Origin of the sequence: Phyllobacterium sp. SL163 (genome assembly GCF_049896885.1) — a bacterium.
Classification (GTDB): Bacteria; Pseudomonadota; Alphaproteobacteria; order Rhizobiales; family Rhizobiaceae; genus Phyllobacterium; species Phyllobacterium calauticae.
Map to the genome: position 1 here is coordinate 129241 of NZ_JAFCVE010000003.1, position 12364 is coordinate 141604.

The 12364-nt window shown below is 59.3% G+C and carries 12 protein-coding genes; 8 read left to right on the top strand and 4 right to left on the bottom strand.

Annotated elements, in window-relative coordinates:
- Positions 1 to 101 precede the first annotated feature (101 nt).
- Positions 102 to 1514: a magnesium transporter gene (gene mgtE / locus ACP7B1_RS07375; protein WP_223615051.1), complete on the top strand. Its 1413-nt coding sequence runs from the start codon at positions 102 to 104 to the stop codon at positions 1512 to 1514.
- A 125-nt stretch (positions 1515 to 1639) separates the two neighbouring features.
- Positions 1640 to 2026, top strand: coding sequence for a MerR family transcriptional regulator (locus tag ACP7B1_RS07380; protein WP_105733149.1), 387 nt, complete (start codon positions 1640 to 1642; stop codon positions 2024 to 2026).
- 188 nt (positions 2027 to 2214) lie between these two features.
- On the opposite strand, the gene ACP7B1_RS07385 is transcribed toward ACP7B1_RS07380, so the two are convergent.
- Positions 2215 to 3189, bottom strand: coding sequence for a DUF1624 domain-containing protein (locus tag ACP7B1_RS07385; protein WP_346307117.1), 975 nt, complete (start codon positions 3187 to 3189; stop codon positions 2215 to 2217).
- A 214-nt stretch (positions 3190 to 3403) separates the two neighbouring features.
- Here ACP7B1_RS07385 and ACP7B1_RS07390 point away from each other — a divergent pair, with 214 nt between their 5' ends.
- Positions 3404 to 4603, top strand: coding sequence for an MFS transporter (locus ACP7B1_RS07390; RefSeq protein WP_403173723.1), 1200 nt, complete (start codon positions 3404 to 3406; stop codon positions 4601 to 4603).
- Here the strand turns inward: ACP7B1_RS07390 and ACP7B1_RS07395 are convergent.
- The gene (locus ACP7B1_RS07395; RefSeq protein ID WP_346308331.1) at positions 4598 to 5317 is read right to left on the bottom strand and encodes a DUF599 domain-containing protein; all 720 of its coding nucleotides are present in this window, start codon (positions 5315 to 5317) and stop codon (positions 4598 to 4600) included. The two genes, ACP7B1_RS07390 and ACP7B1_RS07395, sit on opposite strands and share 6 nt — an antisense overlap.
- Positions 5318 to 5901: 584 nt before the next feature.
- Here ACP7B1_RS07395 and ACP7B1_RS07400 point away from each other — a divergent pair.
- From ACP7B1_RS07400 to ACP7B1_RS07410, 3 genes are all read left to right on the top strand, one after another.
- Positions 5902 to 7302, top strand: a complete 1401-nt coding sequence (locus tag ACP7B1_RS07400) for an L-serine ammonia-lyase (RefSeq protein WP_403173730.1) — start codon at positions 5902 to 5904, stop codon at positions 7300 to 7302.
- A gap of 155 nt (positions 7303 to 7457) precedes the next feature.
- Complete coding sequence (locus tag ACP7B1_RS07405; RefSeq protein ID WP_426136855.1) at positions 7458 to 8987, top strand: nucleobase:cation symporter-2 family protein; 1530 nt, start codon at positions 7458 to 7460, stop codon at positions 8985 to 8987.
- A 103-nt stretch (positions 8988 to 9090) separates the two neighbouring features.
- Complete coding sequence (locus tag ACP7B1_RS07410) at positions 9091 to 9525, top strand: DUF1489 family protein (RefSeq protein ID WP_346308333.1); 435 nt, start codon at positions 9091 to 9093, stop codon at positions 9523 to 9525.
- A 10-nt stretch (positions 9526 to 9535) separates the two neighbouring features.
- On the opposite strand, the gene ACP7B1_RS07415 is transcribed toward ACP7B1_RS07410, so the two are convergent.
- Positions 9536 to 9805 (bottom strand): hypothetical protein, encoded by a 270-nt coding sequence (locus ACP7B1_RS07415; RefSeq protein ID WP_346308334.1) that lies wholly within the window; start codon positions 9803 to 9805, stop codon positions 9536 to 9538.
- A gap of 48 nt (positions 9806 to 9853) precedes the next feature.
- Positions 9854 to 11314, bottom strand: a complete 1461-nt coding sequence (locus ACP7B1_RS07420) for an SPOR domain-containing protein (protein WP_426136893.1) — start codon at positions 11312 to 11314, stop codon at positions 9854 to 9856.
- Positions 11315 to 11487: 173 nt separating this feature from the next.
- On the opposite strand from ACP7B1_RS07420, the gene ACP7B1_RS07425 reads away from it, so the two are divergent.
- Together ACP7B1_RS07425 and clpS are read left to right on the top strand one after the other, a co-directional pair.
- Positions 11488 to 11820 (top strand): phasin family protein, encoded by a 333-nt coding sequence (locus ACP7B1_RS07425; protein WP_288193659.1) that lies wholly within the window; start codon positions 11488 to 11490, stop codon positions 11818 to 11820.
- Positions 11821 to 12006: 186 nt separating this feature from the next.
- On the top strand, positions 12007 to 12360 hold the full coding sequence (gene clpS, locus ACP7B1_RS07430; protein WP_105733146.1) for an ATP-dependent Clp protease adapter ClpS: 354 nt from the start codon (positions 12007 to 12009) through the stop codon (positions 12358 to 12360).
- The last annotated feature ends 4 nt before the right edge of the window (positions 12361 to 12364 follow it).

Below are 12364 nucleotides of genomic sequence, written 5' to 3' on the forward strand. Positions count from 1 at the left end.
ATTGACGCGTAATCCCCGGAGAAATCGATTTGGATTTCGGGGGTTATGCGTTAACTGACACTGTATGGTGCAAGTCGTGTCGGGAAGGCAGGTGCGGATCGATGGACGAAACGGAAACATTGCCTCCGCCCGCCGATGACGAGCGGGACGTCGACATTTACGGCGAAGACGGTGCCGTCCGCTCGTCCTATCTCGCCCGTGTCGGCGCCGCCATTGCGGATCGTGATGTTCTGTTCCTGCGTTCCCATGTCGGCAAACTGCACCAGTCCGAACTGGGCCACGTTCTCGAAGCGCTGCAATCGGAGCAGCGCGCGGCGCTCGTCGAACTGCTGGGCGATGAATTCGATTTTGCCGCGCTGACCGAGGTCGACGAGGCCGTGCGCCTCGAAATCGTCGATGCCATGCCGAATCAGCAGATCGCTGAAGCGGTTCAGGACCTTGATTCCGACGATGCCGTCTACATCCTGGAAGATCTCGACCAGGAAGACCGCGACGAGATTCTGGCGCAGCTGCCATTCACCGAGCGCGTGCGCCTGCGCCGGTCGCTCGGCTATCCGGAAGAAACCGCCGGACGGCGCATGCAGACGGAGTTCGTCGCTGTGCCGCCGTTCTGGACCGTCGGTCAGACCATCGACTACATGCGCAACAATGCCGACCTGCCGGAATCCTTCTCGCAGATTTTCGTCATCGATCCGATGTTCCGGCTGCTTGGCGCCATCGATCTCGACCGCATCCTGCGCGCCGGCCGCGACAGCAAGATCGACGAGATCATGCATGAGACGCGCCATGCCATTCCCGCGACGATGGATCAGGAAGAGGCGGCACAGATTTTCGAGCAGTATGACCTGCTGTCCGCCGCCGTTGTCGACGAGAATGAACGGCTTGTCGGCGTGCTGACCATCGAGAACATCGTCGACGTCATCCAGGAAGAGGCCGAGGAGGACATCATGCGCCTCGGCGGCGTCGGCGACGAAGAACTGTCCGACTCCGTCCTGTCCACCTCGCGCTCGCGCACACCCTGGCTGGTCGTCAACCTGTTCACGGCGTTTCTCTCCGCCTCCATCATCGGGCTGTTTGATGGCACCATCCAGCAGATGGTGGCGCTGGCGGTGCTGATGCCCATTGTTGCCTCCATGGGCGGCAATGCGGCGACCCAGACCATGACCGTGACAGTGCGTGCGCTGGCGACACGCGACATGGATATCTACAATGCGGGCCGCATCATCCGGCGCGAGGCCTCGGTCGGTTTGATCAACGGCATGGTGTTCGCCGTGCTGATCGGCATGGTTGCCGGCTTCTGGTTCCACAATGCCGAACTGGGCGGGATCATCGCCTCGGCCATGATCATCAACATGATGGCCGCTGCACTCGGCGGTATTCTGATTCCCCTGCTGCTCGACAAGTTCGGGGCCGATCCCGCCATTTCGTCGGCTGTCTTTGTCACCACCGTGACCGATGTTGTCGGGTTTTTCTCGTTCCTCGGACTGGCGACCTGGTGGTTCGGACTGGCCTGACAGCTGATTTTCCAGCATTTGAGACTAACGTTCATTTATGCTAACAAAGGTACAATTGACTTTTACGTAATTGCGTGGCCAAACATCCATGTGAAATAGTAAGAAAAATCAGAGCAATGTCTGTCATGCGCGAATATTATTCCATTACTGAGCTGACGCGGGAGTTCGGCGTTTCCACCCGGACATTGCGCTTCTATGAGGATGAGGGGCTGATCCACCCCGTCCGCCGCGGGCGCACACGCCTGTTCCGGCCATCGGACCGGCATCTGCTCAAGCAGATCCTGCGCGGCAAGCGGCTCGGTTTTTCCATCGCGGAAATCCACGAGATCGTGCAGATGTACCGCGAGCCGCCGGGGGAAATGGGTCAATTGCACCTGTTGATGAAGCGTGTCGAGGAAAAGCGCGGCGACCTGCGCCAGAAGCGCCGTGACATCGAGGAAACCCTGGCCGAACTCGATCAGGTTGAAGAAGCCTGCATCGAACGGCTGGCGGAACTGGGCGTCAACACCTGAGAGCTGGTACTGTCCTTCTGCATGGTTCGTGCTGTGTGGTGCGTGGTTCGACAAGCTCACCATGAGGGTGGTGGATTGGCTGCATGCCAATCGCGAACGTCGCGGAATAAGGCTCCCCGCAACTCTCAACCTTCCTCATGGTGAGCTTGTCGAACCACGCACACTGCAACTGCCGATGAAAATTTCGATCAGGGTTGCATCGCTTCCTGCGTGCACATGCCGGTGATGTCCTGTATCTGCGGGTCATTGTCCTGGTTGCGCTTGCCCGTATAGACATCGTCGAAAATCTTCTGCGTCTCCAACTGGCCCACCGTGCAGGTGCAAAAACGTTCGCAGAACGCCCTGTCATTGTCCACCGAGCAGCTACGGGTGCATTCCCGGTCGAAAACCTCGTGCGGTGTAAGCGTGGCTGGTGGAACCACCTGCGCGATCAGGAAAACGCAGCTGATCAGCACCGGCTGATGGATCAGATAGAACGCCAGGCTGTGCTGGCCGATGAACCGCAATCCCCGGTCGAGCCAGGCCGGACGGATGGTTCCGCCGAAAATGCGCATCCGGTCGAAGTGCAGCAATGTCTTGGCGAGGGCCATACCCGCCAGGACCGGGCCGAACCACGGGAAAATCGGCACGTAATCATTGGAACGGATGGGCATTTCCGACAGGCCGAGCGGCCAGAGCGCCGGGGCGTCGAATGCAGCGGAGGCCAGGTAATGCGGCGCGGCGATAACGGCCGCGGCGGCGATGGCGATGACAATGGCGGGAAGGCGCAGAAACAACAGGCCGAGCACGCTGGCGGCGGCAATCTCATGCAGGATGCCGAAGAACACAAAACTGTCCGGCGTGATGTACCGGGTGACGAGGGTGATGGCGAGGGATGCCGCAACGATCTGCGCCAGGCGGATGCCGAAAGAGCGCCAGCGGATACCGTTGCGATGGGCCAGCACGAGGCTGAAACCGACAAGCACAAGAAAGGTCGAGGCAATGATGCGGGCATAAAGCTTCCACGCCCCATGGCCCGTGGTGCCAGGCTCCATGTAGCCGAAAAACTCGAAATCCCAGCCCGTGTGATAGGTCGCCATGGCAATGAGCGCGATACCGCGCAGCACGTCAAGCCTGCCGAGACGGGATTTGGCGGGCGGGGCAAGCGTCTCGGTCTGGCTCATGCGGGAATCTCGATGATTGCAACTCCTGACAGGCTAGGGGAGTTGCAACACAAAATCCATGTGTTTCCGGCACGCATCACGGCTGATATTTCGCACTTGTTTCAAAGGTTTCTGCGAAACAGACATATAATGTCGCTTGATTGACTGCTATCCATGGTTTCGCGCTCCACTGTCAGGGGGCGCTCGAATCAGCATTTCCCCGATAGCCAAGCCAGTGATCAATCAAGTTCGCCATCCCATCTGGATCAGCACGGCCAAACGTCCGACAGCCCGGGTGTTTGCGATCCTGTTTGGCATCGAGTCGATGGCCCGGGCGATCATCACCAGCGTGGTGCCGATCCAGACCTACGACCTGCTGCAGAGTGAGCGCAGCGTCAGCATCCTCTACACCTGCATGTCGATGCTCGGACTGATGGTCACCCTGTCGATTCCCCTGCTGATCGTCCGCATCCCGCGCCGCTGGGTCTATACGGCCGGCGCCACCTCGCTGATCCTGGGCTGCTGCGCCTTTGCGCTGGATACGGTGCCGGGGCAGGCGGCGGGGCTTTTCCTGCGCACGTTCGGGGCAGGCGCGCTGTCCATCACCCTCAGCCTCTACATCATGGACCATATCAAGAAGGGTGAACTCGTGCGCGCCGAGTCCGTGCGCATGGCGACGGCGACCTTTGCCTGGACGGCCGGGCCGTTCCTCGGCGTGTTTCTCTACAGCACTATCGGCATGATCGCACCGTTCCTGTTGTCGATCGGCTTTTCCCTGCTGCTTCTCACGCTGTTCTGGTACTTTCGCCTCAGCGACAATCCCGCCCTGCAGAAGGGGCCGAGCCGGGCGGCCAATCCGATTGCCAATGTCCGGCGGTTTGTCGCGCAGCCACGGCTGCGGCTCGCCTGGCTCATCGCGTTTTCGCGGTCGTGCTACTGGAGCACGTTCTTCGTCTACGGGCCGATCCTGATGGTGGCGACGGGCCAAGGCAAGCTGGCGGGCGGCCTGCTCGTCTCCCTCGGCAACCTTTTCCTGCTGGGATCGATCCTGTGGGGCAAGGTCGGCATGGCCAAGGGGCTGATGCGGACGATATCAGGCGTTTTCATCCTTCTGGCCATTGCGCTGGCCGGCGCCGGGTTGGCGGGTGAGAAATTTCCGATGATCGCGGCGCTCATGCTGCTCGCCGGAGCGTTTTTCTGCGTTGCGCTGGATACGCTGGCTTCGACCACCTTCATTCGCGCGGTTCACCCGCACGAGCGCGCGCAGATGACCTCGGTCTACCGGACCTATCTCGATTTTTCCGAGCTTCTGCCGGCATTCTTCTATTCGATCATCCTGACATTCTTCAGTCTTGGCGCGATCTTCATCGCCCTGGGCACGCTGATGGTCTTCACCGCCGTCGTCGTCTGGCGCTATCTGCCGCGTAGCTTATGAATCTGCATTGGCGTTGTTGCGCATCAGCGCGTCGCGGGCATTGGAGAAGAACTGACGGCGCAACAGCACAACCGCCACAAGGCTCGTCGTGATCATGAACAGCAGCGGGTCGAGAAACCATCCGAGATAGCCGATGGAAAAGAAGATGCCGCGCAGTCCGCTGTTGAAGTGCTGGCCGGCCAGGATGTTGATTTCCGCCGCCCGGTTGACGCTGAAAATGACCTGCGGATCGTCCGGCGCCTTGTCGCGGGCCATAGGCACGCCGCCGATCAGGATCGAGCAGTAGTTGAACAGCCGGTAAGCCCAGGCGAATTTGAAAAAGGCATAGGCGAAGAGCACCAGCAGGCCGAGAACCTTGGTTTCAAACAAGCGCTCGGTCGTCTCGCCGAGGAACGGGATATCGTGGAACAGCGTGACCACCCGGCCGGATGAATTCAGCAGGCCGAAACAGCCGCCGATGGCCAGAATCGACGTTGACGCAAAAAAGCCGGTGCCCTGCTGCAGGCCGATCATGATGCTGGTGTCGATCATGCGCAGTTCGCGGCTCGACATGGTGGTCATCCACTGCCGCCGGGCAAAATTCATTTCCGATGTCAGCGAGCGCCGGTTGAGAAATCCCTTGTCCGTGGTGCGCGAATAGAGCACCCACACGCCAAAGAAATAGACGAGGGCCAGCGCATCGAGCCAGTAGGACATAAAGCGTGCGGGTTCCATGCGGGCTCTCTCGGTGTGAGACAAAGACGTGCACAAACACATGACTCAGTTTGCAGATTCACTCAACACGAATTTACCCCAATCGTAAACGGCGCAGCGTGCTGAAGCTTTCTTTAACATGTTGAAATCATTGAAGTCATGCGGCCAGAACAACGCAGCCTTGCGCCGCGCCGCCCTGATTTTGCCATCTTTGGCGTTGCGAAGGACGGCATGGACGGATATACCCGCGTTCCCAGGGAGGGAGCGTTTCGACAGAATCGTATCCTTCCGAGAGCAACAGGGAAATACAAAATTCATGGACGATAGCGTTCAAAAGTCCTGCTGGGGCATCACCGCCTGGGCAGTTGTCGGTTTCGCAGTGATCATGCTGGTGACCTATCTCATCGCAGTGCACTGATAAAAAATCAGGCTCCAGTCCAGTTGAGCCGGAATAAATTTCTGATGGAGGGGTGCAGTGCGTCTGCACCCTTTTTCTTTGGTCCGGCATGTCGTAGAAACACAACGCTAGGTCGGTGGCTGGCTTCGGCTTATGTCTTGGAGCAGCCATTATAGCGCGATACAATTTCACTGTTTGAGGTAGCCGGATGTTCCTGTCGGTTTTCGATCTTTATAAAATCGGCATTGGTCCTTCGAGTTCCCATACGATGGGCCCGATGACCGCCGGCAGCCTGTTCCTCGAAGAGTTGAAGAACGGGCAATGGCCACGCCCGACCGGCGTGAAGGTGGATCGCCTGCGCGTGCATCTGCATGGATCGCTGGCGTTCACGGGCATTGGTCATGCGACGGACCGGGCGGTGATCCTTGGCCTCTGCGGCCTTCTGCCCGCGACGGTCGATCCCAACCAGATGGATGCGCTGCTTGAGACGGTCAAACAGGAAAAACGTATTCGCCCCGAGGGGCATCCCGCCTACCGCTTCGATCCGGCAACCGATCTGATCATGGACCGCAGGACACCGCTGCCGGGGCATGCCAACGGCATGGCCTTCGAAGCCTATGATGCGGATGAACGCCTGCTTCTGCGCCGCATCTTCTATTCGATCGGCGGCGGCTTCGTCGTCACCGAGGAAGAGCTGGAAAGCGCAAAGACCCGTACTGCACCAAAACCCGAACATCCCGTGCCGTTCCCGTTCAAGAACGCGGCCCAGATGCTGGCCATGAGCGCGGAGAGCGGGCTCTCCATCGCGGAAATGAAACGCCGCAATGAAGAAGTCTTCATGAGCCGGGATGAGCTTAACGCCGGTCTTGATCGCATCTGGTCGGCCATGCGCTCCTGCATTGATCGCGGGTTGGAGCAGGAAGGCATCATGCCGGGCGGCCTCAAGGTCAAGCGCCGCGCCCGTTATCTGCATGACCGGCTGCAGGAGGAGTGGCGGCAGAACCGCATGAATCCGCTGCTGGCCAATGACTGGCTGTCCGTCTACGCCATGGCGGTGAACGAGGAGAATGCTGCGGGTGGACGCGTCGTCACCGCGCCGACCAATGGCGCTGCGGGCGTGGTTCCCGCCGTGCTGCGCTATTACCTGCATTTCCACGACGATGCCGATGCCGAAGGCATTCGCGACTTCCTGCTGACATCGGCGGCCATTGGCGGCGTCATCAAGCACAATGCCTCGATATCAGGCGCGGAGGTCGGCTGTCAGGGCGAGGTGGGCTCTGCCTCGGCCATGGCAGCTGCCGGGCTCGCTGCTGTGATGGGCGGTAATGCCGCACAGATTGAGAATGCGGCGGAAATTGCGCTCGAGCACCATCTCGGCATGACCTGCGACCCCGTGGCCGGCCTCGTCCAGGTCCCCTGCATCGAGCGCAATGCCCTGGGCGCGGTCAAGGCGGTGACGGCGGCATCCCTGGCGATCAAGGGGGACGGCACGCATTTCGTGCCGCTCGACGCCTGCATCGAAACCATGCGCCAGACCGGAAATGACATGAACGAACGCTACAAGGAAACCAGCCTTGGCGGTCTTGCGGTCAATGTCGTGGAGTGCTGAGATTGATTGAATCGGCGCGTGCAATACCCGCACGCAGCCGAAAACACTTTCAATAAATCAGATACAGTCAAATCCCAAAAAGCTGCCATAGTTTTCCTCCCGCCCGATCAGCAATGTTTGGTTGGGCTGCATAAAGGTATTGGGAGGACACTACCTTGGCATCACGATTGAATGAAAATACGCCAGAGGACCGTCCGGAAGACGAGAATCTGGGGCTGGCGGCCAATATGGCCTATGGCTTTCAGCATGTTCTGACCATGTATGGCGGCATCATTGCCGTTCCGCTGATCCTTGGCCAGGCGGCAGGGCTGTCATCGAACGACATCGGCCTTTTGATTACCGCGTCGCTGTTTGCCGGCGGACTGGCGACAATCCTGCAGACGATGGGCCTGCCCTTTTTCGGCTGCCGCTTGCCGCTCGTTCAGGGCGTGTCGTTTTCCGGCGTGGCGACCATGGTCGCCATCACGGGCAATGGCGGCATCGAGGCGGTGCTGGGCGCCGTCATGGTCGCCTCGTTCATCGGCTTGCTGATCACGCCGGTCTTTTCCAGGATTACCCGGTTTTTCCCGCCATTGGTCACCGGGATTGTCATCACCACCATCGGCTTGACCCTGATGCCCGTTGCCGCGCGCTGGGCGATGGGCGGCAACAGCAAGGCGCCGGATTTTGGCAGCATGGCCAATATCGAGCTGGCGGCGGTGACCCTTGTCATCGTGCTCCTGCTCAGCAAGGTCGGCAGTGCCCGGATTTCACGGCTGTCGATCCTGCTGGCCATCGTCATCGGCACTCTGATTGCGCTGGCACTGGGCATGACCGACTTCTCCAAGGTGAGCGAAGGGCCGTTCATCGCTCTGCCGACGATCTTTCAATGGGGGTATCCGACCTTCCAGGTGGCGGCGATCATTTCCATGTTCATCGTGATCATGGTCACGCTGGTCGAAACATCGGCGGATATCCTGGCCGTCGGCGAGATCATCGAGACCAAGGTGGACTCGCGCCGTCTCGGCGATGGTCTGCGCGCCGACATGCTGTCGAGCCTGATCGCGCCGGTGTTCGGCTCATTCACGCAGAGCGCCTTTGCCCAGAATGTCGGGCTGGTTGCGGTGACCGGCATCAAGAGCCGCTATGTGGTGGCCACGGGCGGTCTGTTCCTTGTCGTTCTGGGTTTGCTGCCCGTCATGGGACGCATCGTTGCGGTGGTGCCGAGTGCCGTCCTTGGCGGCGCGGGGCTCGTGCTGTTCGGAACGGTGGCGGCCAGCGGCATCCGCACGCTGTCCAAGGTCGACTATGCCAACAACATGAACCTCATCATCGTCGCGACGTCGCTCGGGTTCGGCATGATCCCGATTGCATCGCCGAATTTCTACGATCATTTCCCCACATGGTTCGCCACGATTTTCCATTCCGGCATCAGTTCGGCCGCACTCATGGCGATTGCGCTGAACATCGTGTTCAACCATCTGACCGCGGGCAATTCGGACCAGCAGTCGGTCTTCGTCGCCGGTACCGAGCGGGTGCTGCGCTATCAGGATATCGCGCAGTTGCACGACGGTGACTATTTCCTCAACGGCAAACTCTATGACGCGAAGGGCGTCGAGGTGCCGGTCGTTGCAGCGGATGTTCATGCCCCGGCGGTCAAACGGCAATCGGGCGGCGGGGCGGCCATACCAGCAACCGGTCACTGAGACTTTCGCCGGCGGGCAGCATCGCCATGCTTCCCGCCGGCGCTTTGTGGAGAACTCGCCGGTTTCGGTTGACCTTGCCGCCTGAAAGCGTCAAATCTCCTGCATGGCTCTCAATCTCGTCAAACTTTGTGTCGGCTGCACTGCGATCGAAGATCTCGCGGCGTGGATCGATTTCCGCCTGGATGAGCGCAGGCGTGCCGGCCTGTCGCCCGAACAGTTCCATACGACGCGCATGGTTCCCAAGCGCGTCGAGGAATTGCTGGCCGGTGGATCGCTTTACTGGGTGATCAAGGGCAACGTCCAATGCCGCCAGATATTGACGGACATTCGCACCTTCACCGATGACGAGGGGATTTCACGCTGCCATCTGGTGCTGGATCCGCGCATCATCGCGACGGAATGGCAGCCACGGCGGGCGTTCCAGGGCTGGCGTTATCTGACAAGCGAGGATGCACCGGCGGATGAGGGACAGGGCAAAGGCCGGGCCAAACTGCCGCCGGAACTGCGCAACGAACTGGCGTCGCTGGGGCTGCTCTAGCCCCGAACTCTCAGGAAACCTTGAGGCGGACTGCGGTCACACCATTGTGACCGGCGGTGCGGATGTGCAAGCGCACGGGAGGCATGGCCGCGCGGCGGGTTCTCGCCGCCTGGCACAGCAGCACGTTTACCAGATCCATCGTCTTGAACGCTGAGTTACCGCGCCGCAGATCGGCAAGGCGCTGCGCCGCCTGCTGCAACGCGTGCATACCGCCAAAGAGCGACCGGGATTCCTTGCCGACAGCACCGGCAGAACCATGGAAATCATTGACACTCGACATTCGCAAAACCCTCAACTCTGTACAAACTGGGTCTTTCAGATCACTGCCTTACGATTGGGGCGCAATTGCAAAGCAGTGGTAGTTTTGACGCTTCAGCGCGGTGCAGGCATTGTTTGCAGCCTTGGCTGAGGCAATGCCGGCAAAGCGGGCGCGGTAATAGGTTGCCGAACCCTTCTGGAATTTTTCAGTGTAGGGCGACAGGGTGGCAAGCGAGCCGCCGACCTCTGATGCCGCGCGGGCAAGGATCGCCTTGGCTTCGTCGGCACTGCCCATCGACCCGATCTGCACCATCCAGCCGCTGGCTGTGCCTTTGTCTGAAGCCGAAGCGGTGGTGACCGGATCAACCTCTGCCTCATCGTCGGATTCGACTGCCGCAGCACGTGCGGTCGGGGTCGGAACGGTCAGGATCTGCGTGGCTGGCGACTGGGCCGGGGCGGAGGCATAGGCCGTCACGACATTGCTGGTTTTCGCAACAACTTCGGCACGCTGTGTCGGCATCGGCGCATCGTCGTCTTCGGGCAGTTCGACGGCTGCGACCTGAACCTTGCTGTTCTTGCGCGAGGCCAGCAGATTGCCGCCGTCGCGGCGCGAGGCGCTGGGCATGTACTGTTCGATCAGCTTGGCCATCTGCGCATCGCGGGCGCCGCCGCTGGTGCCGCCCATCACGACTGCAACCATCTTCTTGCCGTCGACATTCACCGACGAAACGAGGTTGAAGCCGGAATCGCGGGTGTAGCCGGTCTTGATGCCGTCGACGCCGCGCACCTTGCCGAGCAGGCGGTTGTGACCGGCGATGCGGCGGCCGCGATAGCTGAAGCTGCGGGTGGAGAAATAATCGTAATATTGCGGAAAATGCTCACGCAGGGCGATACCGAGCAGGGCAAGGTCGCGCGCCGACGAGCGCTGCTGCGGATTGGGCAGGCCCGAGGCGTTGCGGAACGTGGTGTTGCGCATGCCGAGCTGGCGCGCCTTGTTGGTCATCATCTGGGCAAAGCGCTGTTCCGAACCGCCGAGATATTCGCCGATGGCTGTCGCCGAGTCATTGGCCGATTTGGTGATGACGGAGAGAATGGCCGCTTCCGCGCTGATGGTCTGGCCGGGCTTGAAGCCGATCTTTGTCGGCGGCTGGCCGGCGGCATAGGCGGAAACGGGAATGGGTGTCGACTTCGAGACCTTTCCGGCTTCCATCGCTTCAAACAGCATGTACAGCGTCATCATCTTGGTCAGCGACGCCGGAAAGCGCTGGGCATCGGCATTGGACGAGTAGAGCGTCTTGCCGGTGTTGGCATCCACCACGATGGCCGATGCCTTCGAGGATGCTTCTGCCTTGTGTGTCTGTGTCAGGCCTATTCCGGAAGCGAGCGCCAAAGCCAGGAATGTATGGGTAAGTCTGGTAAAAAGTCTGGAACCTTGGCGGGCTGGATAAAGCACAATCAACACCTGCTCATACTGAAGCGTATATGGAATTTGACTGACGTAATGTTGCGTCAGGTACGGATCGTCGAACATTACCCGCAACAGCGTTACCAAACTGTTTATGGTAACCGGAATGTTCACGAATTCCGCGGCATTGCGTTGTTTAAAATTGTCGGAAATTATTGCGATGCACAAAAAAATTGACTTTTTGTGCAGTGCACACTAAATACGGCTACGCAGAAATTTAATCCATGGAAGGATTTATCATGGCCAACCCATTCGAAACTCTGAGTGAATCCAGCAAGGAATTCGTCAACAACTCGATGAAGAGCGTTTCGGTCCTGTCGCAGGGTTTGCAGACAATCGCCAATGAAGCGGCTGAATATTCGAAGAAATCCTTCGAAGACGGCACGGCACTGGTTGAAAAGCTCGGCACGACCAAGTCGGTCGAGCAGCTCTACGAAGCGCACACCGCATTCTCCAAGAAGGCCTATGAAGCATTTGTTGCCCAGGCCACCAAGTTCGGCGAACTCTATGCCGACCTCGCCAAGGAAGCCTACAAGCCCTACGAGGCGGCAGTTGCCAAGGTTACCAAATAAATCCAGCCTTATTTGCGGCTTGCGAAAGGTCCGGTTGCGCGTGCAACCGGACTTTTTTTATTTGCGCGCCCGAAAACGGGCCGAGTGATATTGCATGCTTTGTGAGAGGGCTTAAAATCAGCGCGTTGCGACCTACATAGAATGCACAGGGCAACACATGACCACCAAATGCGGGTATTGGAAGAGATGAAGCGGTTTGCACCAACAATGCAAGATGAAGACAAAGGCAGCGGCAATGGCCCCGGCCGGGGAACGGCTGTCATCACACGTACCAAGCCTAAGCTGAAGAAGCCGAGTCTTTACCGGGTGTTGCTCCTGAATGACGATTACACCCCCATGGAATTCGTCATTCATGTTCTGGAACGCTTTTTCCAGAAAAACAAAGAAGATGCCACACGCATCATGCTTCATGTGCATAATCATGGAGTCGGAGAGTGCGGCGTCTTTACCTATGAGGTCGCGGAGTCCAAGATGACCCAAGTCATGGACTATGCGCGGCAAAACCAACATCCGCTACAATGCGTGATGGAGAAAAAGTGAGGTT

Excerpts from the sequence above, each read along its gene's own strand:
- ACP7B1_RS07395 (WP_346308331.1), bottom strand. The coding sequence starts at position 5,317 with ATGGAACCCGCACGCTTTATGTCCTACTGGCTCGATGCGCTGGCCCTC.
- ACP7B1_RS07400 (WP_403173730.1), top strand. The coding sequence starts at position 5,902 with ATGTTCCTGTCGGTTTTCGATCTTTATAAAATCGGCATTGGTCCTTCG.
- ACP7B1_RS07425 (WP_288193659.1), top strand. The coding sequence starts at position 11,488 with ATGGCCAACCCATTCGAAACTCTGAGTGAATCCAGCAAGGAATTCGTC.
- ACP7B1_RS07380 (WP_105733149.1), top strand. The coding sequence starts at position 1,640 with ATGCGCGAATATTATTCCATTACTGAGCTGACGCGGGAGTTCGGCGTT.
- ACP7B1_RS07385 (WP_346307117.1), bottom strand. The coding sequence starts at position 3,189 with ATGAGCCAGACCGAGACGCTTGCCCCGCCCGCCAAATCCCGTCTCGGC.
- ACP7B1_RS07415 (WP_346308334.1), bottom strand. The coding sequence starts at position 9,805 with ATGTCGAGTGTCAATGATTTCCATGGTTCTGCCGGTGCTGTCGGCAAG.
- ACP7B1_RS07410 (WP_346308333.1), top strand. The coding sequence starts at position 9,091 with ATGGCTCTCAATCTCGTCAAACTTTGTGTCGGCTGCACTGCGATCGAA.
- mgtE (WP_223615051.1), top strand. The coding sequence starts at position 102 with ATGGACGAAACGGAAACATTGCCTCCGCCCGCCGATGACGAGCGGGAC.
- ACP7B1_RS07420 (WP_426136893.1), bottom strand. The coding sequence starts at position 11,314 with ATGTTCGACGATCCGTACCTGACGCAACATTACGTCAGTCAAATTCCA.
- clpS (WP_105733146.1), top strand. The coding sequence starts at position 12,007 with ATGAAGCGGTTTGCACCAACAATGCAAGATGAAGACAAAGGCAGCGGC.